Source organism: Streptomyces sp. NPDC042100, from assembly GCF_055582325.1.
In genome coordinates this window covers 141,258-165,122 of sequence record NZ_JBVJDK010000009.1, presented here as the reverse complement: position 1 = coordinate 165,122, position 23,865 = coordinate 141,258, and the positions used below count along the sequence as shown (strand labels likewise).

20 protein-coding genes are annotated in these 23,865 nt (G+C 74.8%); 8 read left to right on the top strand and 12 right to left on the bottom strand.

What is annotated here, in order from left to right; genetic code table 11:
• Positions 1-123: 123 nt before the first annotated feature.
• Positions 124-732 (top strand): DJ-1/PfpI family protein, encoded by a 609-nt coding sequence (locus ACZ6J5_RS21635; RefSeq protein ID WP_469393849.1) that lies wholly within the window; start codon positions 124-126, stop codon positions 730-732.
• Entirely contained in the window at positions 729-1,190 is a 462-nt protein-coding gene (locus ACZ6J5_RS21630; RefSeq protein ID WP_469393848.1) for a MarR family winged helix-turn-helix transcriptional regulator, read from the top strand. Before ACZ6J5_RS21635 ends, ACZ6J5_RS21630 begins: the two co-directional genes overlap by 4 nt.
• A 71-nt stretch (positions 1,191-1,261) precedes the next feature.
• Here ACZ6J5_RS21630 and ACZ6J5_RS21625 read toward each other — a convergent pair whose 3' ends face one another.
• Both ACZ6J5_RS21625 and ACZ6J5_RS21620 read right to left on the bottom strand, forming a co-directional pair.
• Complete coding sequence (locus ACZ6J5_RS21625) at positions 1,262-2,062, bottom strand: DUF2785 domain-containing protein (RefSeq protein WP_469393846.1); 801 nt, start codon at positions 2,060-2,062, stop codon at positions 1,262-1,264.
• A 40-nt stretch (positions 2,063-2,102) separates the two neighbouring features.
• Positions 2,103-2,549, bottom strand: a complete 447-nt coding sequence (locus ACZ6J5_RS21620) for a hypothetical protein (protein WP_469393844.1) — start codon at positions 2,547-2,549, stop codon at positions 2,103-2,105.
• A 166-nt stretch (positions 2,550-2,715) separates the two neighbouring features.
• On the opposite strand from ACZ6J5_RS21620, the gene ACZ6J5_RS21615 reads away from it, so the two are divergent.
• Positions 2,716-3,024 (top strand): hypothetical protein, encoded by a 309-nt coding sequence (locus ACZ6J5_RS21615; RefSeq protein ID WP_469393842.1) that lies wholly within the window; start codon positions 2,716-2,718, stop codon positions 3,022-3,024.
• Here ACZ6J5_RS21615 and ACZ6J5_RS21610 read toward each other — a convergent pair whose 3' ends face one another.
• A complete protein-coding gene (locus ACZ6J5_RS21610) occupies positions 3,025-3,918 on the bottom strand; it encodes a glycoside hydrolase family 19 protein (RefSeq protein ID WP_469393841.1) in 894 nt (297 codons plus the stop codon).
• Positions 3,919-4,150: 232 nt separating this feature from the next.
• Here ACZ6J5_RS21610 and ACZ6J5_RS21605 point away from each other — a divergent pair, with 232 nt between their 5' ends.
• Complete coding sequence (locus ACZ6J5_RS21605) at positions 4,151-7,561, top strand: hypothetical protein (RefSeq protein WP_469393839.1); 3,411 nt, start codon at positions 4,151-4,153, stop codon at positions 7,559-7,561.
• A gap of 53 nt (positions 7,562-7,614) precedes the next feature.
• On the opposite strand, the gene ACZ6J5_RS21600 is transcribed toward ACZ6J5_RS21605, so the two are convergent.
• Positions 7,615-8,556 (bottom strand): NADP-dependent oxidoreductase, encoded by a 942-nt coding sequence (locus ACZ6J5_RS21600; RefSeq protein WP_469393837.1) that lies wholly within the window; start codon positions 8,554-8,556, stop codon positions 7,615-7,617.
• A 211-nt stretch (positions 8,557-8,767) separates the two neighbouring features.
• On the opposite strand from ACZ6J5_RS21600, the gene ACZ6J5_RS21595 reads away from it, so the two are divergent.
• Together ACZ6J5_RS21595 and ACZ6J5_RS21590 are read left to right on the top strand one after the other, a co-directional pair.
• Complete coding sequence (locus ACZ6J5_RS21595; protein ID WP_469393835.1) at positions 8,768-10,249, top strand: substrate-binding domain-containing protein; 1,482 nt, start codon at positions 8,768-8,770, stop codon at positions 10,247-10,249.
• Between the two features lie 39 nt (positions 10,250-10,288).
• On the top strand, positions 10,289-12,196 hold the full coding sequence (locus tag ACZ6J5_RS21590) for a serine/threonine-protein kinase (RefSeq protein WP_469393833.1): 1,908 nt from the start codon (positions 10,289-10,291) through the stop codon (positions 12,194-12,196).
• 79 nt (positions 12,197-12,275) lie between these two features.
• On the opposite strand, the gene ACZ6J5_RS21585 is transcribed toward ACZ6J5_RS21590, so the two are convergent.
• Complete coding sequence (locus ACZ6J5_RS21585) at positions 12,276-13,559, bottom strand: adenylosuccinate synthase (protein ID WP_362469656.1); 1,284 nt, start codon at positions 13,557-13,559, stop codon at positions 12,276-12,278.
• A gap of 143 nt (positions 13,560-13,702) precedes the next feature.
• On the opposite strand from ACZ6J5_RS21585, the gene ACZ6J5_RS21580 reads away from it, so the two are divergent.
• Positions 13,703-14,503, top strand: coding sequence for a diacylglycerol kinase family protein (locus tag ACZ6J5_RS21580; protein WP_469393830.1), 801 nt, complete (start codon positions 13,703-13,705; stop codon positions 14,501-14,503).
• Between the two features lie 245 nt (positions 14,504-14,748).
• Positions 14,749-16,179 carry a hypothetical protein gene (locus tag ACZ6J5_RS21575; RefSeq protein WP_469393828.1) on the top strand — a complete coding sequence of 477 codons (1,431 nt, stop codon included), beginning with the start codon at positions 14,749-14,751 and terminating at the stop codon, positions 16,177-16,179.
• Positions 16,180-16,410: 231 nt separating this feature from the next.
• On the opposite strand, the gene ACZ6J5_RS21570 is transcribed toward ACZ6J5_RS21575, so the two are convergent.
• The 7 genes from ACZ6J5_RS21570 to ACZ6J5_RS21540 all read right to left on the bottom strand — a co-directional run bounded on the left by ACZ6J5_RS21570 (position 16,411) and on the right by ACZ6J5_RS21540 (position 23,514).
• Entirely contained in the window at positions 16,411-17,631 is a 1,221-nt protein-coding gene (locus ACZ6J5_RS21570) for a cytochrome P450 (RefSeq protein WP_469393827.1), read from the bottom strand.
• 46 nt (positions 17,632-17,677) lie between these two features.
• Positions 17,678-18,340, bottom strand: a complete 663-nt coding sequence (locus ACZ6J5_RS21565; protein ID WP_362469680.1) for a response regulator transcription factor — start codon at positions 18,338-18,340, stop codon at positions 17,678-17,680.
• On the bottom strand, positions 18,337-19,644 hold the full coding sequence (locus tag ACZ6J5_RS21560) for a sensor histidine kinase (protein WP_469394190.1): 1,308 nt from the start codon (positions 19,642-19,644) through the stop codon (positions 18,337-18,339). Before ACZ6J5_RS21560 ends, ACZ6J5_RS21565 begins: the two co-directional genes overlap by 4 nt.
• 144 nt (positions 19,645-19,788) lie before the next feature.
• A complete protein-coding gene (locus tag ACZ6J5_RS21555; RefSeq protein ID WP_469393824.1) occupies positions 19,789-20,658 on the bottom strand; it encodes an alpha/beta hydrolase in 870 nt (289 codons plus the stop codon).
• A gap of 95 nt (positions 20,659-20,753) precedes the next feature.
• Positions 20,754-21,944, bottom strand: coding sequence for a kynureninase (gene kynU / locus ACZ6J5_RS21550; RefSeq protein WP_469393822.1), 1,191 nt, complete (start codon positions 21,942-21,944; stop codon positions 20,754-20,756).
• Positions 21,937-22,791, bottom strand: coding sequence for a tryptophan 2,3-dioxygenase family protein (locus ACZ6J5_RS21545; RefSeq protein WP_469393820.1), 855 nt, complete (start codon positions 22,789-22,791; stop codon positions 21,937-21,939). Before ACZ6J5_RS21545 ends, kynU begins: the two co-directional genes overlap by 8 nt.
• Positions 22,792-23,100: 309 nt before the next feature.
• On the bottom strand, positions 23,101-23,514 hold the full coding sequence (locus ACZ6J5_RS21540; protein ID WP_362469692.1) for a DUF3151 domain-containing protein: 414 nt from the start codon (positions 23,512-23,514) through the stop codon (positions 23,101-23,103).
• Positions 23,515-23,865: the final 351 nt, after the last annotated feature.

Sequence of the window (23,865 nt, the reverse complement as noted above, 5' to 3'; positions counted from 1 at the left end):
GCGGGCCATGGCCATCTTGTCCACCGAGACCGGGACGGACGAGACAGTGTGCCGGACGGGGGCCCGCCCATGGGCTTCATTGACAGCAAGCTGTCATCATGACAGCCTTCTGTCATGGATGCGATGACGAACAGCCCCGTGCCCCCGAAGACCGTCCACCTCGCCGTCTACGACACGCTCGCCGACTGGGAGACCGGCCACGCGACCGCCTGGCTGGCCCGCGCCGGCTACACCGTGCGCACGGTCGGCGCCGCCGCCGACAAGCCGGTCACCACGATCGCCGGGATCCGGATCCTCCCCGACCTCTCCCTCGACGCGCTCGACCCCGCCGACAGCGCGCTGCTGATCCTCCCGGGCGCCGAGAAGTACGACGAGGGCGACGAGCTCGCCCCCTTCACCGCCAAGGCCGCCGCCTTCCTCGACGCGGGCGTGCCGGTCGCCGCGATCTGCGGTGCCACCGCCGGACTCGCCCGCGCGGGCCTGCTCGACGACCGCCCGCACACCAGCGCCGCCCCCTTCTACCTGGCCGCCACGGGCTACGCGGGCGCCGAGCGGTACGTGGCGGCGGACGCCGTCACCGGCGGCGACGTCATCACCGCCGGGCCCACCGAGCCGGTCGCCTTCGCCCGCGAGATCTTCGCCCGGCTCGGCGCCTACGAGGGGAAGCGGGACGCCTGGTTCCGCCTCTTCCACGACTCGGACCCGGCCGCCTTCGCGGAGCTGAACGGGTGAGCCGCCGCCAGCAGGACGCCCTCTCCCGCACCGCCCTCGGCGTGTTCCGGCTCAACGGGCAGTTCCTCGCCGTCTCGGAGCGGCTCGCCGAGCCGGCGGGCCTCACCGCCGCCTGGTGGCAGGTCCTCGGCGCGGTCCTGCCCGAGCCGCTGCCCGTCTCCGGCATCGCCCGCGCCATGGGCATCACCCGGCAGAGCGTCCAGCGGATCGCGGACCTCCTGGTCAAGGAGGGCCTGGCCGCCTACGCGCCGAACCCGGCGCACCGCCGCGCCAAGCTCCTCGCGCCCACCGAGGCGGGCCGCGCCGCCGTCCGCCGCATCGGCCCCGCCCACGCCGAACTGGCCGCCCTGCTCACGCGGGAGCTGGGCGGCCAGGAGGCGTTCGACGAGACCGTACGGGTGCTGGAGCGGCTGATCGGCGCCATGGAGGCACTGGAGAGCACCGCTCCCTATTCCTGAGCCGGCGCGGGCCGAGAGCTCCTGAGCCGGCGACTCCCGGGCCGAGAGCTCCCGGGCCGGGGGCTCCCGGGTCAGCGCGGAGCCATCCGGTCCAGCACCTCGCCGAGGCGGGCCTTCACCGCCCCGGCGTGGCGCAGCGCCTCCGGCTCGGCCGCCGCCGGCGCGCCCGGCGCGCGCACGCCCCGGTCCGCGAGCACGTACAGCAGCCGCAGCGTCCGCAGGCAGTTGGAGAACGCGGCCGGCACCGGCGTGACCAGCCGGTCCGCCCCGAACTCCGCCTCCACCGCGTCCAGCCACTCCACCGAGCCCTGCTCGCCCAGACCGGCCCGGGTCAGCACCCGGGCCACCGCCCGCGCGAGCCGGTCGTCCTCCAGCTGGTCCAGCACGTGCCCGGTCGGCGCCGTCAGCCGCGCGGCGGCCAGCTCCAGCATCCGCGCCGGGTCCACGTCCGGGTGCCGCCCGAACCGGTCGAGCAGGTCCGCCCCGTGCGCGACCGCGTGCAGCCAGCCCAACGCGGGGTCGTGGCCGCGCAGGTCGCCCTCCGCCGCGTACCACCGCTCGAAGGCGTCCACCCACGCGGGGCTGAAGCCCCCGGCACCCACGACCATGTCGAGCACCAGCGGCGCGAACGTCCGCGCCTGGACCTCCGGGGCGCCGAAGCGCGCCGCCATCTCGTCGCCGAGCTCCTGCCGCCGCGCCGCGCCGATCACCCCCCGGTCCAGCCAGGTGTACAGCACCGCGTACGGGGCGCCGTCCCGCACCTCCGGGTCCCGGTCGGCGAGCGCGCGGGACAGCTCTCCCACGAGTTCGTCCAGGTCACGGTGGGCGGGCACGGCGTAGTCGGCGTCCACGACGCTGTTCCAGTCGGTCACGCGCGCACGATAATCGGACCGGCGCCGCCGGTGCCGGGAATTAGTGGCCGATGCGGGGATCCGCGTACGGATCCGCGAACAGCTCCGTCACCGTGCTCCGCAGGAGTAACGGGTGCACCAGCCGCCCCGGCTCCGTCGGCGGGCAGCGCCACGACAGCGGCCACGTCTTCCCCGTCAGCGCCGGTACCGGCACGTAACTCACATGGGCCGGGCCCGCGTTGAGCCGGGTCACCCCGCGCGGCCACGCCCGGCGCGCGGTGGAGCCGGGCGGCAGCAGGAAGTACACCCCGCGCCGCCCGTTCGCCTCGGCCACGACGGGTCCCGGGTCGCCCCCGGTGAGGGATTCCATCCAGTCGGCGAGCAGCCGGCCCTCGTCACCGTCGACGCGTACCGCGTCGAACCGCACGCCGGCCTTGCGGAGCTGGAATCCGGAACGCGGCAGCCAGTCGCACGGTCCGGCGTTCCACTCACTCTCCAAAGCGTTCACAGGGACATGGTGACGGGTCGGGAGCGGGAGCGGACGGACGCGCGGAAGGGCCGTCCGGGACGTGTCCCGGACGGCCCTCCGCCTTCCGCGGCCCGGTGGCCGCGACAAGAGTGGCGCCCCGTCAGGCCCCGTGATCCCGGGGCCCTCTCTCGACGGAGGAGCCATCATGCGTTTCCGTATCCTCGCCGCCGCCGGTGTCCTCGCCACCGCCGCGCTCACCGGGACCGTCGTCCCGGCCCAGGCGACCGCGACGGGCACGACCGGCACGCGTGCCGCTTCCGAGTGGGTCCAGTCGATCGGCGGACCCATCAGGGAGTGCGCCGGAGTCTCCTGCGCGATCGTCTACCCGACCTCGTACGGGGAGCAGGTCTACGTGACGGGCACCGCCACCAGTCCGGCGGGCAACCGCTGGTACAAGGTGTCGTCGCCCGCCCGCGGCTTCATCTACTGCGCGAACGTCGCCAAGCCCTGCTGATCAGCAGGACAGGTTCGACCCGGCGGGGACGCCCAGGATCTGGGTGAACTGCTGGTACTTGGTGACCCGGCTCTGCACCTGGGCCGGGTTGCCGCCGTTGCACTCCAGGGCGCCGTTGATCGCCCAGATCGTCTGGCCGAAGCCCGCGCCGTTGACCATCGCGTTGTGGGCGGTCATGGTGCCGGGGCCCTTCTGGGTGTTCCAGTACCAGAGGCCGGTGGCCATGGCGATGGCCGGCTCGCGCTCGACGCGCCAGGGGTTGTTCAGCAGGTCGATGCCGAGGGCGTCGCCGGCCGCCTTGTAGTTGAAGTTCCAGGAGAGCTGGATCGGGCCTCGGCCGTAGTAGGCGGCCTGGCCGGCGGGGCAGCCGTAGGGCTGGGTCGCGTCGCAGTAGTGGGGGTAGTTGGCGGTGTTCTGCTCGACGATGTAGTAGAGGCCGCCGGTCTCGTGGCTGACGTTGGCGAGGAAGGCCGCGGCCTCCTGCTTCTTCACGGTGTCGCCGCCGGTGGTGGCGAAGGCCGGGTACGACTTGAGGGCGTCGACGAGTCCGGCGTACGTGTAGAAGGGGTTCCGGTTCGGGAACATCTGGTTGAACTGGGCCTCGGAGACGACGAATCCGGACGGGTCCGGGTTGCCGCCGCCGCCACCGCAGACACCCTGGTCGGCCCAGACGCCCCACTGCCCGGTGGTGCCGGGAGTCTCGTTCTGGGTCCACCATTTGGCCTGCCAGTTGTGGCCGTTGTACGAGGCGGTCATGCCGCCGGTGTAGACCGCGCCGGAGCTCCAGGCCGCGGCGCAGGCGGGGGCCGCGGCGGCGGAGGTGGCGGGGAGGAGTACGGCGAGGCCGACGACCGTACAGATCGCGGCGAGAACGGTGAGAAGACGTCGCAACACGCGCTCTTCCTTCCGGTGGGGGAAGGCCCAGCGAAGCGTGATTGGTCTGGACCCGTCAAGGTCTAGACCAGAGGGAAAAGCAGAAACGGTGCGGGAAGTTCCACTGTTACGCTCCCTTTCGGCCTGCCCGGGGGGACGCATGGGCGCCACACAGGCAACACAGGCAACATCAGCAACAGCGGGAGCCGAGGGCAGAGCCTCGGGGCCCAGGGGAACACGGGGAGAACACCAGGTGGTTCGTCATACCCTCGCGCGGAGGGCTTCGCTCGCCGCGCTCGGACTCACGGTCGCCGCAGGTGGCCTGATACCGCTGGCCTCATCGGCGTCAGCGGACACTCCGGGAGCGCCCGGGGAGCTGGTCGTCCCGGCGGCCGTCAAGAACAACCCGCTCTGGGAGCGGGTCTACCAGGCGGGCCAGTCGGAGTACGGCGACGCGGACAGCGTCGGCACCGAGGGCGTCTTCGTCCGCGAGGACGGGCGCACCCAGCCCGTCTGGACGCGCTACAGCGACGGCAGGACCTCCGCCATCCCCGGCATCGACTCGGCGACCGGCTCCGGCCGAGGCACCGGCACCGACGCGCTCGCGTTCGTGTCGGCCGACACGGTCGAGCTGCGGCACCCGGACGGACGGGTGCGGACCCTCGCGCTGCCCGCCGGGCTCAAGGACCCCAACGTGTACGGCCTGCGGGCCGTCGGCGACGACGCCTCGGGCCGCACCCACCTCCTGTCCACGGGCGACGGCGGCGGCACCGCCGATCTGGTCGTCACGGAGCCGGACGGGGTCGACTACGGTCCCGCCGTCGCGGGCGACCCGACGTCGGTCCTCCTGCAGGGCCCCGAGACCGGCGGCCTGCGCACCTACACCCTGGTCGACGCCGCCACCGGCAAGGCCCAGGGCCGCTTCCCGGCCGTCCCGGCCGGCTACGCGCGGGCCAGGATCTCCTCGGCGTACGTCCTCTTCTACGGCGACTACCGCACCGGCAAGGTCCTCGTCGGCTCCCGCGCCAACCCGGCGGCGCCGCTCGTCGAGGTACCGGCGCAGGTGTACGGCAACGAGGTCGCCCTCGTCGGCGACTGGGTCGTGCACAACCCGTACGGCAAGCTGACGGCCGTCCCGCTCAAGGGCGGCGCCCCCGTCGACCTGTTCACCGGCGACACCTGGGGCGGCATCGGCCAGGGCGCCGACGGCGCCGTCTTCGTCGGCGGCCCCGACAACTCCGACTGGGCCGTGCGGCGGATCACCGTCGGCGCCGACGGCAGGCCGGCCGTCTCCGTCCTGAAGAAGGTCCCCGGCAAGCCCGTGCCCGTCGAGCGCCTCGCGCTCGACCACGGACAGCTGACCGTCGTCGACCGGAGCGACGACTCCTCGGCCAACGCGCGCGCCTGGCGGCGCGGGCTGAGCACGGGCGCCGGCCTCGCCTACGAGAAGCGCGACACCAAGAGCCTCTGGCTGGACCCCTGCCCCGACGGGGACACCGCCTGCGAGGAGCTCTGGCCCTCCGGCGACGGCGCCTTCCTGAGCCGCATCGGCGGCAGCGACAGCTACATCACCGTCCAGGGCTGGGAGGACGGCCTCTACCGCGCCGCCTTCCCCGGCGGCGAGGCGCGCGTCCGCGACCTCAGCGGCTCGTACCTCGTCGTGGACACCAAGGGGCGCACGTCCACCACCCAGCGCGTGCTGCGGATGACGGCCGATCACGAGAAGACCGAGGTCCTGGAGGAGCGCGCGCCCGTCGCCGCCGCCCTGTGGGGCTCCTGGCTGTGGAGCGCCGGCGCCGAGAGCGGCGCGGTCACCGCGAAGGACCTGAAGACCGGCAAGGCCGTCGAGACGCTGAACACCGGCGCGCCCTGCGTGCCCGAGGAGCTCCAGGCCGCCGGCCGCTGGCTCTACTGGTCCTGCGGCGCGAACGGACCCGCCGGGGTCTACGACCGGACGGACAAGACCGGCAGGACCGTGCCGTCCGGCGAGGCGCTGCTCGGCGACGGCTACGTCGTCACCCACGACAAGGCCGCCGGGAAGCTGGTCCTGACCGGCGCCGAGGCCACCGCATCCTCCCGCGTCGTCGGCGAGCTCCCCGACACCGGGCGCGCGCAGCGGCGGATCACCTGGACCGTCGACAAGTGGGGCGGCCACCTCGCGTACGCCGACACGGAGGGGCGGGTGCACGTGGTGCCGAGCGGCGTCGCGCGCCAGCCGCTGACGCTGCTCTCCCGCGAGGACACGCCCGGCGCCGTCGTCGACGGCCGGAAGCCGGACAGCCCGGTCACCCTCGCCACGCTCGTCCCCTCCCGCCCCTTCGGCGACTGGACCCTGACGGCCCGCCACCACACCACCGGCGAGGTCACCACACTCGCCTCCGGCACCGACGGGCGGGTCCTGCGCCCGAGCTGGAACGGCAAGGACAAGGCCGGGGCGCTCATGGGCAACGGCCAGTACACCTGGACGCTGACCGCCCGCCCCGACGGCGCCTCCGGCACGCCGACGACGGTGAGCGGCGAGGTCCGGCTGCGCGGCGGCGCCTCGGCGGCCCACTCCAGCTTCAGCCGCCCGCTCAGCTCCTGGCGGGTGCTCGACACCCGGAACGGCACGGGCGTCCGCAAGGGCAAGGTGGGCCCCAAGGGCACCGTCACCCTCGACCTCTCGGCCATGGCCTCCGTCGACAGGAACACGACCAGCTCGGTGGCCCTGCACATCACGGCGACCAACGCGACGGCGGGCACGTTCATCTCCGCGTACAACGGCGCCGTCGGCCGCTCGGCCGCGTCGAACCTCAACGTGACGGCCGGCAAGACGGCCTCCAACCTGGTCGTCGTCCCCGTCGACCACGGCAAGGTGACCCTGTACAACCACGCGGGCACCGTCGACCTCGTCGCCGACCTCACCGGCGAGAACACGTACGGCGACGAGGGCTCGCTGTTCCGGCCGATGGCCCCGTGGCGGGCGCTCGACACCCGCAGCGGGCTCGGCGCTCCGAAGGCCAAGGTCAAGGGCGGCGGCCGGGCCCGGCTGTCGTTCGCGGGGACGGCGCTGGACGGCGTCCCCCTGTCGGCGGTCGTCCTGAACGTGACGGCCACCAACGTCACCGGCGACACCTTCGTCGCCGCCGTGGCCAAGGGCGGCGACATCGCGGGCTCGCACCTCAACCCCGGCCGGGGCGAGACCCGCTCCAACCTGGTGGTCGTGCCGGTCTACGGCGGTGCCGTGGACCTCTACAACCACTCCGGCTCGGTCGACCTGATCGCCGACGTGGCCGGCTACTACACCTCGGCGCCGGGCTCGCTCTACGAGTCGGTCTCCCCTCGGCGCCTCATGGACACCCGTGACGGCACCGGCGTCGCCAAGGCGAAGGTCGGCGCGGGCCGTACGGTCACCCTGACCGTGGCCGGCAAGAACGGCGTCCCGGCGACCGGCGCCACCGCCGTCGTCCTCAACGTGACCGCCACCAACACCACGGCGGCCACGTACGTCACGGCCTACCCGTTCGGCACCACCCGCACCGCCGCGTCCCACCTGAACGTGCCGAAGGGCGCGACCGTCTCCAACCTGGTCGTCGTCCCCGTCAAGGACGGCAAGGTGACCTTCTACAACCACGGCGGCACGGCGGACCTCATCGCCGACGTGCAGGGGTTCTACGCGGAGTAGGCCCCGCTCGCGGCCCGGCGGGCCGGTCGTCGTTCAGATCTGTGCGGGTCCGTTCAGATCATCAGGACGATCCGGCCCGGCCGGTGCCCCGACTCCGCGCGCTTGTGGGCCTCCGCCGCCTCCTCCAGGGGCATCACGTCCGCCACGCGGGTGATCAGCTCGCGGGCCGCGACCTGTTCCAGGAGCCCCGCCAGGGCCGCCGGGTCGGGGTGGCCGACGACCGTGTGGACCTCGATGCGGCGTTCGGCCGTCGGGGTGCGGTCGGGGGCCAGGGCGACGAAGGTGCCGCCGTCCTTCAGGGCCGCCAGCACCGGCGTACCGAGCAGGGCGCCGTCGAAGACGCCGTCGAAGCGGTCCGGGACGTGCGCCAGGACGTCCGCGAGGACCTTCGCCGGCTCCCCGCGCGGGACGACGTGTTCGGCGCCGAGGACCTTCAGCTCGTTCTCGTCGCCCTCGTACGACACGCCCACCACCCGCAGCCCGGCCGCCGCCGCGAGCTGGACGGCGAAGCGGCCCACGACGCCGCTGGCGCCCGTCACCAGGAGCGTCGCGCCCGGCGGGAGGTCCAGCTTCGCCAGGCCCTGGCGGGCGGTGACCGCTCCCAGCGGCACCGAGGCCGCGGCCGTGAAGTCCACGTCGTCCGGGACCGGCGCCAGCCATTCCGGGTCCACCCGGATGACCTCCGCGTACGTGCCCTCGCCCGTCAGCTCCGCGAACCACGGGACGAAGCCCGCCACCCGGGTGCCGGCCGGCAGCTCGCCCGCCGGGTCGAGGAGGCGGCCCGCGAAGTCCGTGCCCAGGACGAACGGGGGGCGCAGAGCGCCGATCGCGTCGGCGTACAGGCCCTTCCTGATCCTCAGGTCCGCCATGGTCACACCGGCCGCCTTCAGCCGTACCCGCGCCTTCCCCGGCACGTCCCCGGCCGCTGGTTCCGGGCGGCGGGCCATGCTGAGGACCTCGGGTCCGCCGTAGGCGGTCACTTCGACGACACGCATGGGGTTCTCCTCCTGCGGCAGCCCCCTCGTGGCCATTACACCCACGCCCGGCACCCCCGGCAACAGGTGCGGGCCCGGACGGCGGGCCCGGCGGGCGGCGGCCCCCGTGACGGCCCCCGGCGGCCCCGGCGGGTGGCGGAAGCACGAACACCGGGTGGCGGGGTGGCCAGGACCCGGACCCGGTCGCACGTACGTCCGTACCGTGGCCGCCGTGGACTGGGTCAGCCCCGAGAACGTCATCGCCGTCGTCACCGCGCTGCTCGGCGTCGTGGTGACCTTCGGCGTCCTCGTCATCGAGCGCCGGGTGCCGCGCCGCAAGCGGATCGGCTACCGCGTGCAACTGGACACCCCGGTCGGTGAGCGCGACAACCCCGACGCCGGGCTCTTCCACGGGCAGCCCGACATGGCCGACGCCACCCTCGTCCTGCTGCGCGTCGAGAACGACGGCGCCGTCTCCATCGGCCGCGAGGACTACCAACTGGAGGAGCACGGGCTGACCGTGGAATTCGGCCCCCGCCGGGTCCGCGCCGTCGCCGCCACCGGCGCGCCCTTCACCGCCGCCGCCCTCAGCCACGGCGGCAGCCAGGTCCGGCTCCCCAAGGTGCCGCTCAACCGGGGCCAGTACTTCAAACTGCTCGCCCTGCTCACCGGCGGCCCCGTCGGCACCCCCGTCACCGTCTCCGGCGGCATCCGCGACGGCGACCTCCACACCAACCACAGCACCACCCTCGACGACACCCCGCCCGTCTTCGGCCGCGCCGCCCGCGCCGTCACCGTCGTCCTCACCGTCTGCGTCATCGTCCTCGCCACGATCATCGTGGTCCGCGACGACGCCCCGCCGCCCATGGGCTGCGCCCGAGGCACCCTCACCGTCACCGGCTCCACCGCCTTCGCGCCCGTCCTGCGCGACCTGGCCCGCCGGTACGAGCAGGACTGCGACGGCGCCACCGTCCTCGTCGACACGCACGGCTCCACCGCCGGGATCCGCGAGCTCGCCGAGCGGGGCGCGCGGAGCCCCAAGAGCGCGCCCGCGCTGATCGCCCTCTCCGACGGGCGCAAGCCGGACGGCTACCCGCAGCTCCGGGAGACCACGGTCGCCGTCTCCCTCTTCACCCTCGTCGTCAACGACCGGGTGCCGCTGACGAACCTGTCCCTGGACGCCGTCCGCCGGATCTACCGGGGCGACGTCGTCGACTGGAGCCGGCTCGGCGGCCCCCGCCTGCCCGTCCTGCTGGTCAGCCGGGACGCCAACTCCGGTACCCGCGAGGTCTTCCAGCGGCGTGTCCTCGGCCGCAACGAGCCCGCCAACTCCTCCCGCGACTGCGTCCACAAGGACGATCCCGAGGCCCGGGTGGTGCGCTGCGAGCTCGACAGCACCGACCAGGTCCTCGGCACCGTCGCCGCCCTGCCCGGCGCCATCGGCTACACCGAACTGCGCTCCGGCAGCGGGCTGAAGGGCCTGCACCGCGTCGGCATCGACGGGCGGCACCCGAACGTGGACGAGATCGGCACCTCCCCCTACCCGTACCGGGAGATCGAGTACGCCTACACCTGGGGCGTGCCGCCGGCCGACTCGCTGACCGCCGGCTTCCTCGCCTTCCTCGGCAGCGGCGGCGGGCAGGCCGTCATCAGCGCCCACGGGCACCTGCCCTGCGCCACCCCGAAGGGGCTGCGGATCTGCGGCGAGGGCTGAACTCCCGCCTCCGCGCGGGCGTCTGGCATCCTCTTCCGGGTGGATCCCTTGAACGCGGAAGACCCGGTCACGATAGGGCCGTTCCGGCTGATCGGCCGGCTCGGCGTGGGCGGCATGGGCCGGGTCTTCCTGGCCCGCTCGGCCGGCGGACGCATGGTGGCCGTGAAGGTCGTGCACGCGGAACTGGCCGCCCAGGACGAGTTCCGGCGCCGCTTCGCCCGCGAGGTCGCCGCCCTGGAACGGGTCGGCGGCACCGGCACCGCGCCCGTCCTCGGCGCGGACACCGCCGCCGAACCGCCCTGGGTGGCCGTCGGGTACGTGCCGGGGCCCTCGCTGCGGACCGTCGTCGGCGACTCCTACGGGCCGCTGCCCACCGACAGCGTCCGCACCCTCGCCTCCGGGCTGGCCCGCGCCCTCGTCCACGTGCACGCGGCGGGGCTCGTCCACCGGGACCTGAAGCCCTCGAACGTGCTGCTCACCGTGGACGGGCCGAGGATCATCGACTTCGGCATCGCGCGCGCCGTCGACACCGTCACCGACGGCGGGCTCACCAGCACCGGCGCGGTCGTCGGCTCGCCCGGCTTCATGTCGCCGGAGCAGGTGCGCGGCGAGCGGCTGACACCCGCGTCCGACGTGTTCTGTCTCGGCGCCGTCCTCGCGTACGCGGCGACCGGGCGCACCCCGTTCGGCGGCGCCGACAGCGGGGTGCACGCCACCATGTTCCGGATCGCCCACGACGAACCCGACCTGACGGACCTGGCGCCGGAGCTGACCGGGCTGATCCGCGCCTGCCTCACCAAGGACCCGGCCGGGCGGCCCACCGCCGCCGAACTCGTCGAGACCCTCCAGGTCACCGAGCCGTGGCTGCCCGCCGGTCTGCTGGCCTCCCTCGGGCGGCACGCGGCCCGGCTGCTGGAGGCGGAGACCGAGGCGGCGGCGGAGGACGCGGCGGGGCCCGTCACGGCGGCCGCGACTCCGGCCCCCACCGCCCCCGCCGCCCCCGCCGCCCCCGCCGCCCCCGACAGCGCCGACACCGTCGCCCCGCGCCGCCGCCGGCGCGGGCTCACCGCCGCCCTCACCGCGCTCGCCGTCGCGGGCGCCGTCGCCCTCGCGTACGTCTCCTGGCCGCAGGAGCGGGCGGACGGCAGCGGCGGCGGGGCGGACGGCAAGGGCCGGGCCACCGGCGGCACCTCCGCCGCGCGGCCCGCCGGGATCGTGCCCGCCGCCTTCCTCGGCGCCTGGGAGGGCGTGCTGCGGGGCGCGGCGGACGCCCCGTACGAGGTCAGCCGGATCGAGATCGGGCAGGGAGCGGCGGGCAGCCGCAGCGCCGTCTACACCCATGTCACCGGCGAGCGGCTGTGCATCGGCCGGGCGGTGCTGCTGTCCGCGAACGACGACGAACTCGTCCTCGGCGAGGCCGAGGTCACCGCGAGCGTGCCCGAGGGGCGCTGCACCCCGGCCGCCCGCCAGACCCTGCGGCTGCGCTCCGCCGAGGTGGCCGAATGGAGGTCGGGCGTCGCCAAGAGCACCTTCCAGCGGGCCGCGACCGGCGGGGCGGTCGTCCCGGCGGCCCTGGTCGGCACCTGGAACCAGGTCCCGCTCGCCGGGCCCCCGCCGGGCGGCGCGGACCGCTGGATCAACCGGCTCACGGTCACCCAGGGCCCGGTCGGCGCCGCGCTGGTGCGGCTGGAGCAGTCGTATCCGCGCACCGACGACCAGGGCGACGTCACCTCCGAGGACGTCGACTGCGCGGCGACCGCCGTCGTCGACGCCGCCGGCCGGCTCCTCGTGCTCGGGCCGCAGACCCGCGACCCGGACACCTGGGACCCGGACTGCGTCGAGGACGTCTCCACCAATCTGCGGATCGTCCGCCACCAGGGCAAGGAGCGGCTGCTGATGTACGGGATGTCGGCGGACGGCGAGCCGGGCGAGTACGTACGGGGTTAGGCGCCCTGTCCCCGGCACGCGGAAGGGCCCGCCCCCGGTCTTCCGATCCGGGTGCGGGCCCTTCCGTGGCAGGCGGGGCCTACAGGAACGAGTTGATCTCGATGGTCTCGGTGCGGCCGGGGCCGACGCCGATCGCGGAGATCGGGGCGCCCGACATCTCCTCCAGCGCCTTCACGTACGCCTGCGCGTTCTTCGGCAGGTCGGCGAAGGTCTTGGCCTTGGTGATGTCCTCGGACCAGCCCGGCAGCATCTCGTAGATCGGCTTCGCGTGGTGGAAGTCGGTCTGCGAGTAAGGCAGCTCCTCGACGCGCTTGCCGTCGATCTCGTACGCCACGCAGACCGGGATCTGCTCCCAGCCGGTGAGCACGTCGAGCTTGGTGAGGAAGAAGTCGGTCAGGCCGTTCACGCGGGTCGCGTAGCGGGCGATGACCGCGTCGAACCAGCCGCAGCGGCGGTCACGGCCGGTGGTGACACCGCGCTCGCCGCCGATCCGGCGCAGCGCGGCGCCGTCCTCGTCGAACAGCTCGGTCGGGAACGGGCCGGCGCCGACACGGGTCGTGTACGCCTTGAGGATGCCGATGACCCGGCTGATCTTCGTCGGGCCCACGCCGGCGCCCGTGCAGGCACCGCCGGCGGTCGGGTTCGAGGAGGTGACGAAGGGGTACGTGCCGTGGTCGACGTCGAGCAGGGTGCCCTGGCCGCCCTCGAAGAGCACGACCTTGTCCTGGTCGAGCGCGTTGTTCAGGATCAGCGTGGTGTCCGCGACGAACGGCTTGATCTGCTCCGCGTACTGGAGCATCTCCTCCACGATCTGGGCGGAGTCGATCGCGCGGCGGTTGTACAGCTTGGCGAGCAGCTGGTTCTTGCCCTCCAGCGCCGCCTCGACCTTCTGGGTGAGGATCGACTCGTCGTACAGGTCCTGGACCCGGATACCCACGCGGTTGATCTTGTCGGCGTAGGTCGGGCCGATACCCCGACCGGTGGTGCCGATCTTGCGCTTGCCGAGGAACCGTTCCGTCACCTTGTCGAGGGTGACGTTGTACGGGGTGATCAGGTGCGCGTTGCCGCTGATCAGGAGCTTCGACGTGTCCACGCCGCGCTCGTTCAGTCCGCTCAGCTCGGAGAGCAGGACCGCCGGGTCGACGACGACACCGTTTCCGATCACCGGGGTGCACCCCGGGGAGAGGATTCCGGAAGGGAGAAGATGCAGCGCGTACTTCTGGTCGCCTACGACGACCGTGTGGCCGGCGTTGTTGCCGCCCTGGTAGCGCACCACATAGTCAACGGATCCACCGAGGAGGTCGGTGGCCTTTCCCTTGCCCTCGTCACCCCACTGAGCACCGAGCAGCACAAGTGCGGGCACAGGCGTACACCCCTTCCGGGTGGGGCATGTCCAAGGTCAGGGGGCGTACGCCGCCTCACCGGTGTGCCCCGGAATAGACGAAGCCCCTGGCGCAATAGCGCAAGGGGCTCTTGCACAAAGATGCTACCCGAGGAAGGACCGAGGTGTCGGATCACGACCAGCTGCTGGTCATCATCGACCCGGTCGCCCGCCGATTGGACGGCGAGTCCGTGCGCATCGCGAAGGATGTGCTGTCCGCCGGCGCGGAAGCGAAGATCTGCCTGCCGGACGGTCCCGAGGAGTTCGCCCGGATGCTGGCCAGACGCGGTTCCCGGCGCCCCGTCGTCCTCGGCGACGACCGCGCGCTGCTCCGCGCGGTGACCCTGCTGGAGCGGGACGGCGACCCCGCCGGGGCGCCCCTCGCACTGGTCCCGGTCGGCGCCCCGGACCGGATCCAGACCGCCCGCGCGCTCGGCGTGCCGCCGGGTCCGGTGGCCGCCGCGCGGGCGGTCCTCGACGGCGTGGCGCGCCGCCTGGACCTGCTCGTCGACGACAGCGGCGGGGTGGTCCTGCACCGCCTGGAGGTCCCGGCCGCCCGGCTGCTCGCCGCCGCCCCGCCGACCGTCTGGGACACCTGCCGCTCGCTGGTCCGCACCCTGGTCCGGCCCGCGCCCGCGCCGCTCCCGGACCGCGCCCACCGGCTGCGGGTGGAGGCGGACGGGGTGCTGCTCAGCGACGTGGACACCCCGCTGTCCGGCCTGACCGTGCGCGCCCTCGGCGGCTCGGCCGCGCTGACCCTGGCCCCGGCCGGCGCCCCGCCGCGCCACGCGACCGCCCAGACCCTGACGGTCACGGGCCCGGACTTCCGCTACCGCGCGGACGCCACGGTCTCGGGCCCGGTGCGGCGGCGGGAGTGGCGGGTGCGGGCGGGGGCCTGGGCGCTGACGCTGCCGAGGGACGCCTGAGGGGCCGCCGGGGCGGGACGAGCCGGCCGGGGGCGGGGCCCGGTTCGTGGTGCCCTGGATCGAGGGGCGGCCGGTCTGGCCCTCGGGGCCGTACGAGGAGCTGACTGCGGGCGCTCCGGAGACCCGGGCGGTCCTGGCGCGGCTCGCGCCGCCGCCCGCCGCCTGAGCCCGGCGCGGGCGCGGTTACTGTCCCTGCGTACGCGTCGGCGGGGACAGGGGTGGTGGATGTGGCCGGGGGGCCTGAGGTGAGCACAGGGCACGCGGTGAGCGCGCTGGAACTGCCGGAGACGGCGGAGGAGCTGCGGCGGTACCGGCGCGGGGGTCTGCTGATCGCCGGGTTCGGGCTGGTGCTGCTCGTGGTGGCCGGCGTCGCCTTCGGCCTGCTGCCGGAGGACCCGCCGTGGGCGCGGGACCTGGCCGGATACCTGGGCCTGTTCGGAGTGATCGCCGTCGCCTTCGGCCTCGTCCGGCTGCCGCTCGCGCGCCGCTTCCGCCGGATCCTGGCCGCCGGGCCCTGGACGGCCCACCCCGCGACGGCCGTGGTGCGCTCCTGGAGCGGGGAGGCCGTGGTCCTGGCGACCGCCGACGGGAACGTGCTGCCGCTGCGGGTGATCGCGAGCCGCGCGCGCTGGGAGGAGGTGCGGCCGGTCCCGTCGGGCGTGCTGTGGTGGTGCGGTGACCCCCGGGAGGGCGGGGTGCTCGCGGCGCCCGGCGGCGGCCCGCTGTTCCGGGCCAAGCCGGTGCGGGGCATGGCCGCGCGGCGGCGGCTGCTGGACCGCGCCGACGAGGTGGGCCTGACGGCGCTCCCGCCGCCGGCCCAGCCCCGGGAGACACCGCCCGCTCCCGGCGCCCCCGCCGCCGCCCGGGGGGCCGAGCTCCCCTCGTACGGGCGCTTCGCCGCGCACGCCGTGGCCTGGGCCCCCGTCCGGTCCGCCCGTGAGCGCCCGCGCGGCCCCGAGGCGGACCCGCGCACGGCCCCGTGGTGGCGGATCCGGTCGCTGCGGAGCACGGCGGGGCTGCCCCCGGTCGGCCTCGGCCTGGCCGGTGTCGCGGTGTTCGGCGGGCTGACGGCCATGGATCTGATCTGGCCCGATCCGGGGTCGGGCGGGGAGCCGCCGACCGGGACGGTGCTGATGATGACGGCCGCCGCGGCCTTCACCCTGTGGCAGGCGTTCCAGGTGGGGACCCGGGGCCTCCCGGTGGTCCGGGTGCTGGTCCGGGCCGCGCTCGCGCCCGTACCGGTCGAGCGGCGGTACGCGCTGGTGCCCGCGCCGGTCGGGAACGACGTCTTCCTGGTGCTCTTTCCCGCGCACGGCGGACCGGAGGACCGGCCGGAGGCGCTGCTGCCGCTGCTGCCGGACCAGCGGCGGGTGCCGCCGACCGGGACGGTGGAGCTGCGCGGCTGGCTGGACCGGGACGGTTCGGACGAGCGGGACCCCGTGGTGGTGCCGTGGCTCGGGGACCGGCCGCTGTGGCCCGCCGGGCCGTATCTGGAGGCGGGCACGGCGGACGGCGCCGAGCTGCTGGGCCGGCTGGCCGGGCTGCTGGAGCCCGCACCGGAGACCGGACCGGGCGCCGGACCGGACGCCGGGCCCGCGCCGGAGACCGGACCGGGCGCCGGACCGGGCGCCGGGCCCGCGCCGGAGCACGCGCCGGAGGCGCCCGCTCAGGGCTGAGCGGGCGCGGCCTGGCCCTGTCCTACGGGCACGGGCCGGGCCGGGTCGTGGGCGCCTCGCTCGCCCAGCTCCCCGCCGTGTGGACGCTGGCCGGGCTCGCGGTGCTGCGGCGCCGGGACCTGGCGGGCTGAGCCCGCCCCCGCGCCCGGCCCCCGCCCCGGTCCCGTCGTCACGGGGCCGGGGCCGCCGCGGTGCTCGGCGCTCTCCCGCGAGCCGCCCGAACCGCCCCGCTCAGACCTCGACCGTCAGCCCCTCGAAGCCCCGGATCACGTACCCCGGCCTGCGCACCGGCTCCGCCGTGAGCCGCAGCCCCGGCGCCCGGCGCAGCAGCTCGCCGAAGACGGCGGTCAGCTCCAGGCGGGCCAGCGGGGCGCCCAGGCAGTAGTGGATGCCGGCGCCGAAGGTCAGGTGCGGGTTGTCCGCGCGCGCCAGGTCGAGCCGGTCGGCGGTGGGGCCGAAGCGGGCCGGGTCCCGGTTGGCCGAGCCGAAGAGCAGCGCGACCTCCGAGCCGCGCGGGATGACCAGGCCGCCGAGCTCGATGTCGTCCAGCACCCAGCGCTCGAACATCTGGAGCGGCGTGTCGAAGCGCAGCAGTTCTTCCACAGCTGTGGACAACTTTTCGGCAGCGGCCCCACCGGCCCCCACGCCCTCCGCGAGCTCCGCCCACACGCCGTGCTCCAGCAGCGTCCGGCAGCCGTTCACCGTGGTGTTCACGGTGGCCTCGTGGCCCGCGTTCAGGAGCAGCACACAGGTGGAGATCATCTCCTGCTCGGTCAGCCCGGCCACCCCGATCAGCGCCGACACCAGGTCGTCGCCCGGCTCCTCGCGCCGCCGGGCGATCAGCTCCCGCAGGTAGTCGGAGAACTCGATCGAGGCGCGCACCGCGCGCCGGGCCGTCTCCGCCGAGGGGTTCAGCTCGAACATCCCGCAGATGTCCGCGGACCAGGGCCGCAGCCGCCCCCGCTCCTCCTCGTCGGCCGGCACCCCCAGCATCTCGGCGATGACCGCCACCGGCAGCGGCTCCGCGACCCGCGCCTGGAGGTCCCCGCCGCCGTCCGCGACCAGACCGGCCACCAGCTCCGCCGCCAGCCGCTCCACCGTCGGGGCCAGCCGCTCCACCGTCCGGGGCGTGAACGCCTGCGAGACCAGCCGCCGGATCCGGGCGTGGTCGGCGCCCTCCAGGTCCAGCAGCCCGTGGTCGTTGAGCGTGTGGAAGGGCTCGTGGGCCGCGTCCGGCGCCTCCCGCCCGAACTCCTCGTGGCTGAAGCGGTGGGTGTACGTCCGCCCGAGGCGGCGGTCCCGCAGCAGCGCCGACACGTCCGCGTGGTGCGGCACCAGCCACTGGCGGCTCGGCGCGAACCAGTGGGCCCGCCCGGCGGCCCGCAGCCGCTCGTACGCGGGGTAGGGGTCGGCGACGAACTCCGGGGACCAGGGGTCGAAGGCAGCGTCCATGACCGGACGCTACCGGCCCCCCGGCCCCCGGACCCCCCGTACCGCCTCAGCCGCCGACCTGGACCAGCCGCGCCTCGTACGCGAAGACCGCCGCCTGCGTCCGGTCCCGCAGGCCCAGCTTCACCAGGATCCGGCTGACGTGCGTCTTGATCGTGGACTCGGCCACCACCAGGTGGTCGGCGATCTCCACGTTCGACAGGCCCTGCGCGATCAGCACCAGGACCTCCGTCTCGCGCTCGGTCAGCTCCCCGATCTGCGCCATCGCCGGCGGCCGGGGGGAGACCGCCGAGCGGGCGAACTCGGTGATCAGCCGGCGGGTGACGGTCGGCGCGAGCAGCGCCTCGCCCGCCGCGACCACCCGGACCCCGTCCGCGAGCTGCCGGGCCGAGGCGTCCTTCAGCAGGAAGCCGGAGGCCCCGGCGCGCAGCGCCTGGTACACGTACTCGTCGAGGTCGAAGGTGGTCAGCACCAGCACCTTCGCGTCGGCGTCGGCCGCCACGATCTCGCGGGTGGCGTCGATGCCGTTCAGCTCCGGCATCCGGATGTCCATCAGGACCACGTCGGGGCGGAGCGCGGCCACCTGGGCGACGGCCTCGCGCCCGTTGACGGCCTCGCCGACCACCTCGATGTCCGGCATCGCCCCCAGCAGCACCGAGAAGCCCTCGCGGACCATTATCTGGTCGTCGACGATCAGCACGCGGATGGTCATTCGGCGGCCTCCTCACGGGGCACGGGGATGTACGCGGTCACGGCGTATCCTCCCTCGTCGGTCGGCTCGGCCGTCATCTCGCCGTTCAGCATGGCGACCCGCTCCCGCATCCCGGTGATGCCGTGCCCGGCGCCCATCGAAGGGGGCTGGCGCAGCCCTCCCTCAGGGGTGGCGGCCGGGTGACGGGCGGGTTTCACGAGCCCGCGCGCCGGACCGTTCACGATCCGCAGCCCGATCCCGCCGAGCACATGGCTCACCTCGACCTTGGCGGCGGCGCCGGGGGCGTGCCGCAGCACGTTCGACAGGGCCTCCTGGACGATCCGGTACGCCGAGAGCTCCACGCCCTGCGGCAGTTCCCGCACCGCGCCGACGACCGTCAGCGTCACGTCGAGCCCGGCCTCGCGGACGTTGCCGACCAGACCGTCGAGGTCCGCGAGGGTCGGCTGCGGGGCGTCGGGCGCCTCGTAGTCCTCGGCGCGCACGACCCCGAGGACCCGGCGCAGCTCGGTCAGGGCCGCCACCGCGTTCTCGCGGATCGTCGCGAAGGCCTGCTCCAGCTCCGGCGGCGGGTTCTCCACCCGGTACGGGGCGGCCTCGGCCTGGATCGCGACCACCGACATGTGGTGGGCGACGACGTCGTGCAGCTCACGGGCGATGGTGGTGCGCTCCTCCAGGAGGGTGCGCCGCGAGCGCTCCACGGCCGTCACCGACTGCTGGGCGGTGACCTCCTCGGCGGCCTCCCGGCGGACCTGCCGGAGGCTGACGGCCAGCAGCACCAGCGCGGAGAAGAACAGCAGCTGGGGGGCGTCGTTGGTGCGCCCGATGCCGAAGAGGAAGGTGGCGAAGAAGGCGTACCCGGCGGTGATCAGCCACATCCCGGCGGCCGTCCGGGGACGGGTGCGCATGGCCACGATGGTGAGGACCACGAGGTGGCCGGCGAGGGAGTTCGCCTCCCAGGGCCACAGCCCGGAGTACCCCACGTACGCGAGGAACGGGGTCGCGCCGAGCGACACCCAGAAGGCGAACACCGGCCGCACGAGGGTGAGCAGCACCGTCGCGGCCGGGAGGCCCGCGAAGAGCAGCCCGCGCACGCCGTAGAAACCGCCGGAGACGAAGCCGATGCCGAACACGATCACGGCGAGGCCGACGACCAGCGCGTGCGGCAGCAGTCCCAGATGGGTCCGTATCCCCTCCGGGAGGAAGCGGACCGGGCCCCGGTCCGTGTTCATGCGGGGCAGCGGGCGGTAGAGGCTGGCATCGTCGAGAAGGTCCGCCCGCAGCCCGCCGAGCGCCTTCTTCGTCATGCGGAGCTCGGGGCTTCCGCTGGTTTCGGGGGTCCTGGTCGTCGAAGTCACCCGACCACGGTACGGGCGGGCCGCGCCGCCGGTCGTCCGGCTGGATGCGGATCCCCGGGGGTCCGCCTCAAGGACTACGCGGCCCCGCGCGGGCTACCAGGCGAGCTGGGCGATCTCCTCCGCGACCACCGCGCAGGCGTCCGCCGCCGGGTCGATCAGCGGGAAGTGCCCGGCGTCCTCCAGCAGCGTGAAGCCGACCGTCTCGCCCGCCTTGGCCGCCGCCTCCGCATAGGCCTCGGCGACGGCGGCCGGGACGACGGTGTCCTCGCGCCCCTGGACGACGGTGGTGGCGATCCCGGTGGGCAGCAGCGCGGCGGGATCGGCGAAGGCGAACCGCGCCCGCGCCTCCCCCTCCCCGCCCAGCAGCTGGGTGACGGCCCCGCCGCACACGTCGAGCTCCACCGCCCGCGCGAAGTGCGCGATCGGGGCGAGCGCCACGACCCCGCGCAGCGCCGGCGGCGCGGGCAGCCGCCAGGGCGAGCCGGCCGGCAGCACGTGCCGGGCCGCCGCCCACAGGGCGAGGTGCCCGCCGGCCGAGTGCCCGGTCAGCACGATCCGGCGCGGGTCCGCCGAAGGCAGCGCCGCAGCCGCCAGCTCCGGTACGGCGTCGAGCGCCGCGGCCACGTCGTCGAAGGTCTCCGGCCAGCGCCCGGCCACCGGCCCCGTACCGCCCTGCCGGGGGATCCCGCCGCCGCGCCGGTACTCGACGTTCGCCACGGCGAAACCGCACCGCGCCAGGAAGTCCGCGAACGGCGTCAGGTGCCCCCGGTCGTACGGGGCCCGCCAGGCACCGCCGTGCAGGGCGACCACCAGCGGCGCGCTCCGGCCGCCGTCGCGCGGGGCGTAGAAGTCGACGACCTGGTCGGGATGCGCCCCGTACGCCGCCGTGGCGTCCGGGACGACGGCCGGGTGCGAGAGGGCCGAAGCCTCTTCGGCGGCGTCGCGCGCGGCGGGGTCCGGCATGATGCTTCCAACCTCTCGGATACGCGGCCGAATTGGCCTGACCTGCGGGGACCGTACCAGGAGTCAGGCACCCGCCGATCAGGCGATCATCGGACCTATCCGGCCAGCACGTCCCCGAGCACCCGCGCCGCCCGCTCCGCGTCCGCGAAAGAGACGTACAGCGGGGTGAAACCGAAGCGGAGGATGTCCGGGCGGCGCAGATCGCCGACCACTCCGCGCCGGATCAGCTCCGCCATCACCTCGGGCGCCTCGGCACACCGCAGCGCGACCTGGCTGCCCCGCTCCGCGTGCGCCTCCGGCGTCACCGGCTCGACCCGGCCCGCGGGGGCGTAGGCCCGCACGCACTCCAGGAAGAAGTCCGTCAGCGCCAGCGACTTGGCCCGCACGTCCTCGATCCGCACCCCGTCCCAGACGTCGAGCGCCGACTCCAGGGCGAGCAGGGACAGGATGTCGGGGGTGCCGACCCGGCCCCGGACCGCGCCGTCGGCGGCCTCGTAGCCGGGGGTCATCCCGAACGGGTCGGCGTGCGAGTTCCAGCCCGGCAGCGGCGAGTCGAAGGCGGCCTGGTGGCGCTCGGCCACGTACAGGAAGGCGGGCGAACCGGGCCCGCCGTTCAGGTACTTGTAGGTGCAGCCGACCGCGAGGTCCACCCCGTGCGCGTCGAGCCCGACCGGCAGCGCGCCCGCGCTGTGGCACAGGTCCCACACGGCCAGCGCGCCCGCCGCGTGGAGCGCGGCGGTGATCCCGGGCAGGTCCTGGAGCCGCCCGCTGCGGTAGTCGACGTGGTTGACGAGGGCGAGCGCGGTCCGCTCCCCCGCCGAGGCCGCCATCTCACCCGGCGCGCACGGCACCACCCGGTGTCCGGTCATCCGGGCGGCGGAGGCGGCGATGTACCCGTCCGTGGGAAAGGTGGTGGCGTCGACGAGGATCTCGTCCCGCCCCTCCCCCGCGAGCCGCGCCGCCGCGACCACGGCCTTGAACACGTTGACGCTGGTCGAGTCGCCGACCACGATCCGACCGGGGGCGGCACCGACGACCGGGGCGATCCGGTCGCCGACCCGCTCGGGCGCGGTCCACCAGCCGGACTCGTCCCAGGAGCGGATGCGCAGCTCGCCCCACTCGCGGGCGACGACCTCGGCCATCCGCGCCGGCACGTGCGCGGGCAGCGCGCCGAGCGAGTTGCCGTCGAGGTAGACCCCGGAGTCGAGGACGAACTTCTTCCGGTGCACGGCGAGTCCGTCACCGGCGTCCAGCTCGGCGGCGCGTGCCGCGAGGTGCTCAGACATGGCTGCGCGCCGTCCACAGCTCGGGGAACACGTTCTTCTGGGCCCGCTTCTCCAGCCAGGCCACCCCGGCCGACCCACCGGTGCCGGTCTTGGACCCCATGGCCCGCCGGGTGGCGACCAGATGGTCGTTGCGCCAGCGCCAGACGAGCTCGGCGACATCGCTCAACGCCTCGCCGAGCCGGACGAGTTCGGCGTTCTGATCGGCATCGGCGTAGATGTCCGCCCACACCCGCTCGACCTCGGGATGCGGCTCGTAGCGCAGCGCCAGGTCCCGCCCGAGGACCTCGTCCGGCACCGCCAGCCCGCGCCGGGCGAGCAGCCGCAGCGTCTCGTCGTACAGGCTGGGCTCGTGGAGCGCCTTCTCCAGCTCGGCGTGGACGCGGGGCGCGCCCCGGTGCGGCACCAGCATGGACGCCGACTTCTCGCCGAGCAGGAACTCCATGCGCCGGTACATCGCCGACTGGAAGCCGGAGCCCTCGCCGAGGGCGCCCCGGTAGGAGTTGAACTGGGCGGGGGTGAGCTGGGCGAGCGGCCGCCAGGAGGCGTTGAGCGCCTCCAGCTCGCGCAGGGACCGCTTGAGCGCGTCCCGCGCGACCCCCAGGTCATCGCGCCGCAGCGCCCGGCCGGCGGTCTCCCACTCGTGGACGATCACGGTGAACCACAGCTCCATGACCTGGGTGGTGACCAGGAAGACCATCTCGCCGGGGTCGTCGGAGCGCAGGTGCTGCAGATGGGTCAGGACGTCCGCCTGGACGTAGTCCTCGTACGGCGTGGTGCCCGCGAAGTCGAGATTCGGGTCATCGCTGACCGAACCGGCTCCGGAGGCATCGGGGGGAAAGGCCGACATCGCTGTCTCCTCGATACGTGCTACCGGGTAGCGGTCCGCTCCTTCCGCGTGCCGTCCGGCACGGGAGCCCCGGTCCCCTCGGAAGGCGTGCTCCGTCGCACGACCTCCCAAGCGCATCATGACACGGCGGGCCCGGCGATGTAGAGCTCCCCTTCGACATGCGGAAAGACGTTCGACCGACCCTCGCCCGGCCCTTTGATCTGCCGCGTCATCACGGCCCGGGCAAGGGCCGAAAGGGGGAAGGGAGGGTTTCGGACACCTCACGAAGTCCGTCCGGAATCCTCCCTCCCCCTTCCCGTCCCCGAGGCGTCAGCCCAGGGTGTCCGCGGCGGTCTCCGAGGAGTCCCGCAGGAAGGTGCTGCAGCGCTCGTACTCGTCCTTCTCGCCGATGTCGCCGGCCGCGCGGGCCAAGGCGTGCAGGGCGCGCAGGAAGCCGCGGTTCGGCTCGTGCTCCCACGGCACCGGGCCGTGGCCCTTCCAGCCGTTGCGGCGCAGCGCGTCGAGGCCGCGGTGGTAGCCGGTACGGGCGTAGGCGTACGACTCGACGACGCTGCCGCGCTCGTAGGCGTCGTCGGCGAGCTGGGCCCAGGCGAGCGAGGAGGTCGGGTACTTCGCGGCGACGTCGGCCGGCGCGGTCCCGCCCGCGAGCAGCTCGCGCGGCTCCGGGTCGTCGGGCAGATGGGTGGGGGCCGGTCCCCCCAGCAGGTTCTCGTGGATGGCCATGCGCCCAGTCTGCCTCAGGACCCGTCGAGGCCAGGACGGCGACGGACGCGAGGGGGCCGGAGCGGGGGGGGGCCGGCGCGGGGGGCCCGCCCGGGACCCAGCGCCCGAGCCCCGGAGACCCCGGCGGAGCGCGGGACCGGCGGGCGCCCCGGACCAGGCCGAGCCCAGGGACCCGGCGGAGCGCGGGACCCGGCGGGCGCCCCGGACCAGGCCGAGCCCAGGGACCCGGCCGAGCCCAGGGACCCGGCGGAGCGCGGGACCCGGCGGAGCGCGGGACCCGGCGGAGCGCGGGACCCGGCGGAGCGCGGGACCCGGCGGAGCGCGGGACCCGGCGGAGCGCGGGACCCGGCG

Bases quoted from the DNA above. Each gene is read 5' to 3' on its own strand.
- ACZ6J5_RS21635 (WP_469393849.1), top strand. From the start codon at position 124: ATGACGAACAGCCCCGTGCCCCCGAAGACCGTCCACCTCGCCGTCTAC.
- ACZ6J5_RS21615 (WP_469393842.1), top strand. From the start codon at position 2,716: ATGCGTTTCCGTATCCTCGCCGCCGCCGGTGTCCTCGCCACCGCCGCG.
- ACZ6J5_RS21600 (WP_469393837.1), bottom strand. From the start codon at position 8,556: ATGCGTGTCGTCGAAGTGACCGCCTACGGCGGACCCGAGGTCCTCAGC.
- ACZ6J5_RS21570 (WP_469393827.1), bottom strand. From the start codon at position 17,631: ATGGACGCTGCCTTCGACCCCTGGTCCCCGGAGTTCGTCGCCGACCCC.
- ACZ6J5_RS21565 (WP_362469680.1), bottom strand. From the start codon at position 18,340: ATGACCATCCGCGTGCTGATCGTCGACGACCAGATAATGGTCCGCGAG.
- ACZ6J5_RS21560 (WP_469394190.1), bottom strand. From the start codon at position 19,644: ATGACGAAGAAGGCGCTCGGCGGGCTGCGGGCGGACCTTCTCGACGAT.
- ACZ6J5_RS21555 (WP_469393824.1), bottom strand. From the start codon at position 20,658: ATGCCGGACCCCGCCGCGCGCGACGCCGCCGAAGAGGCTTCGGCCCTC.
- kynU (WP_469393822.1), bottom strand. From the start codon at position 21,944: ATGTCTGAGCACCTCGCGGCACGCGCCGCCGAGCTGGACGCCGGTGAC.
- ACZ6J5_RS21545 (WP_469393820.1), bottom strand. From the start codon at position 22,791: ATGTCGGCCTTTCCCCCCGATGCCTCCGGAGCCGGTTCGGTCAGCGAT.
- ACZ6J5_RS21540 (WP_362469692.1), bottom strand. From the start codon at position 23,514: ATGGCCATCCACGAGAACCTGCTGGGGGGACCGGCCCCCACCCATCTG.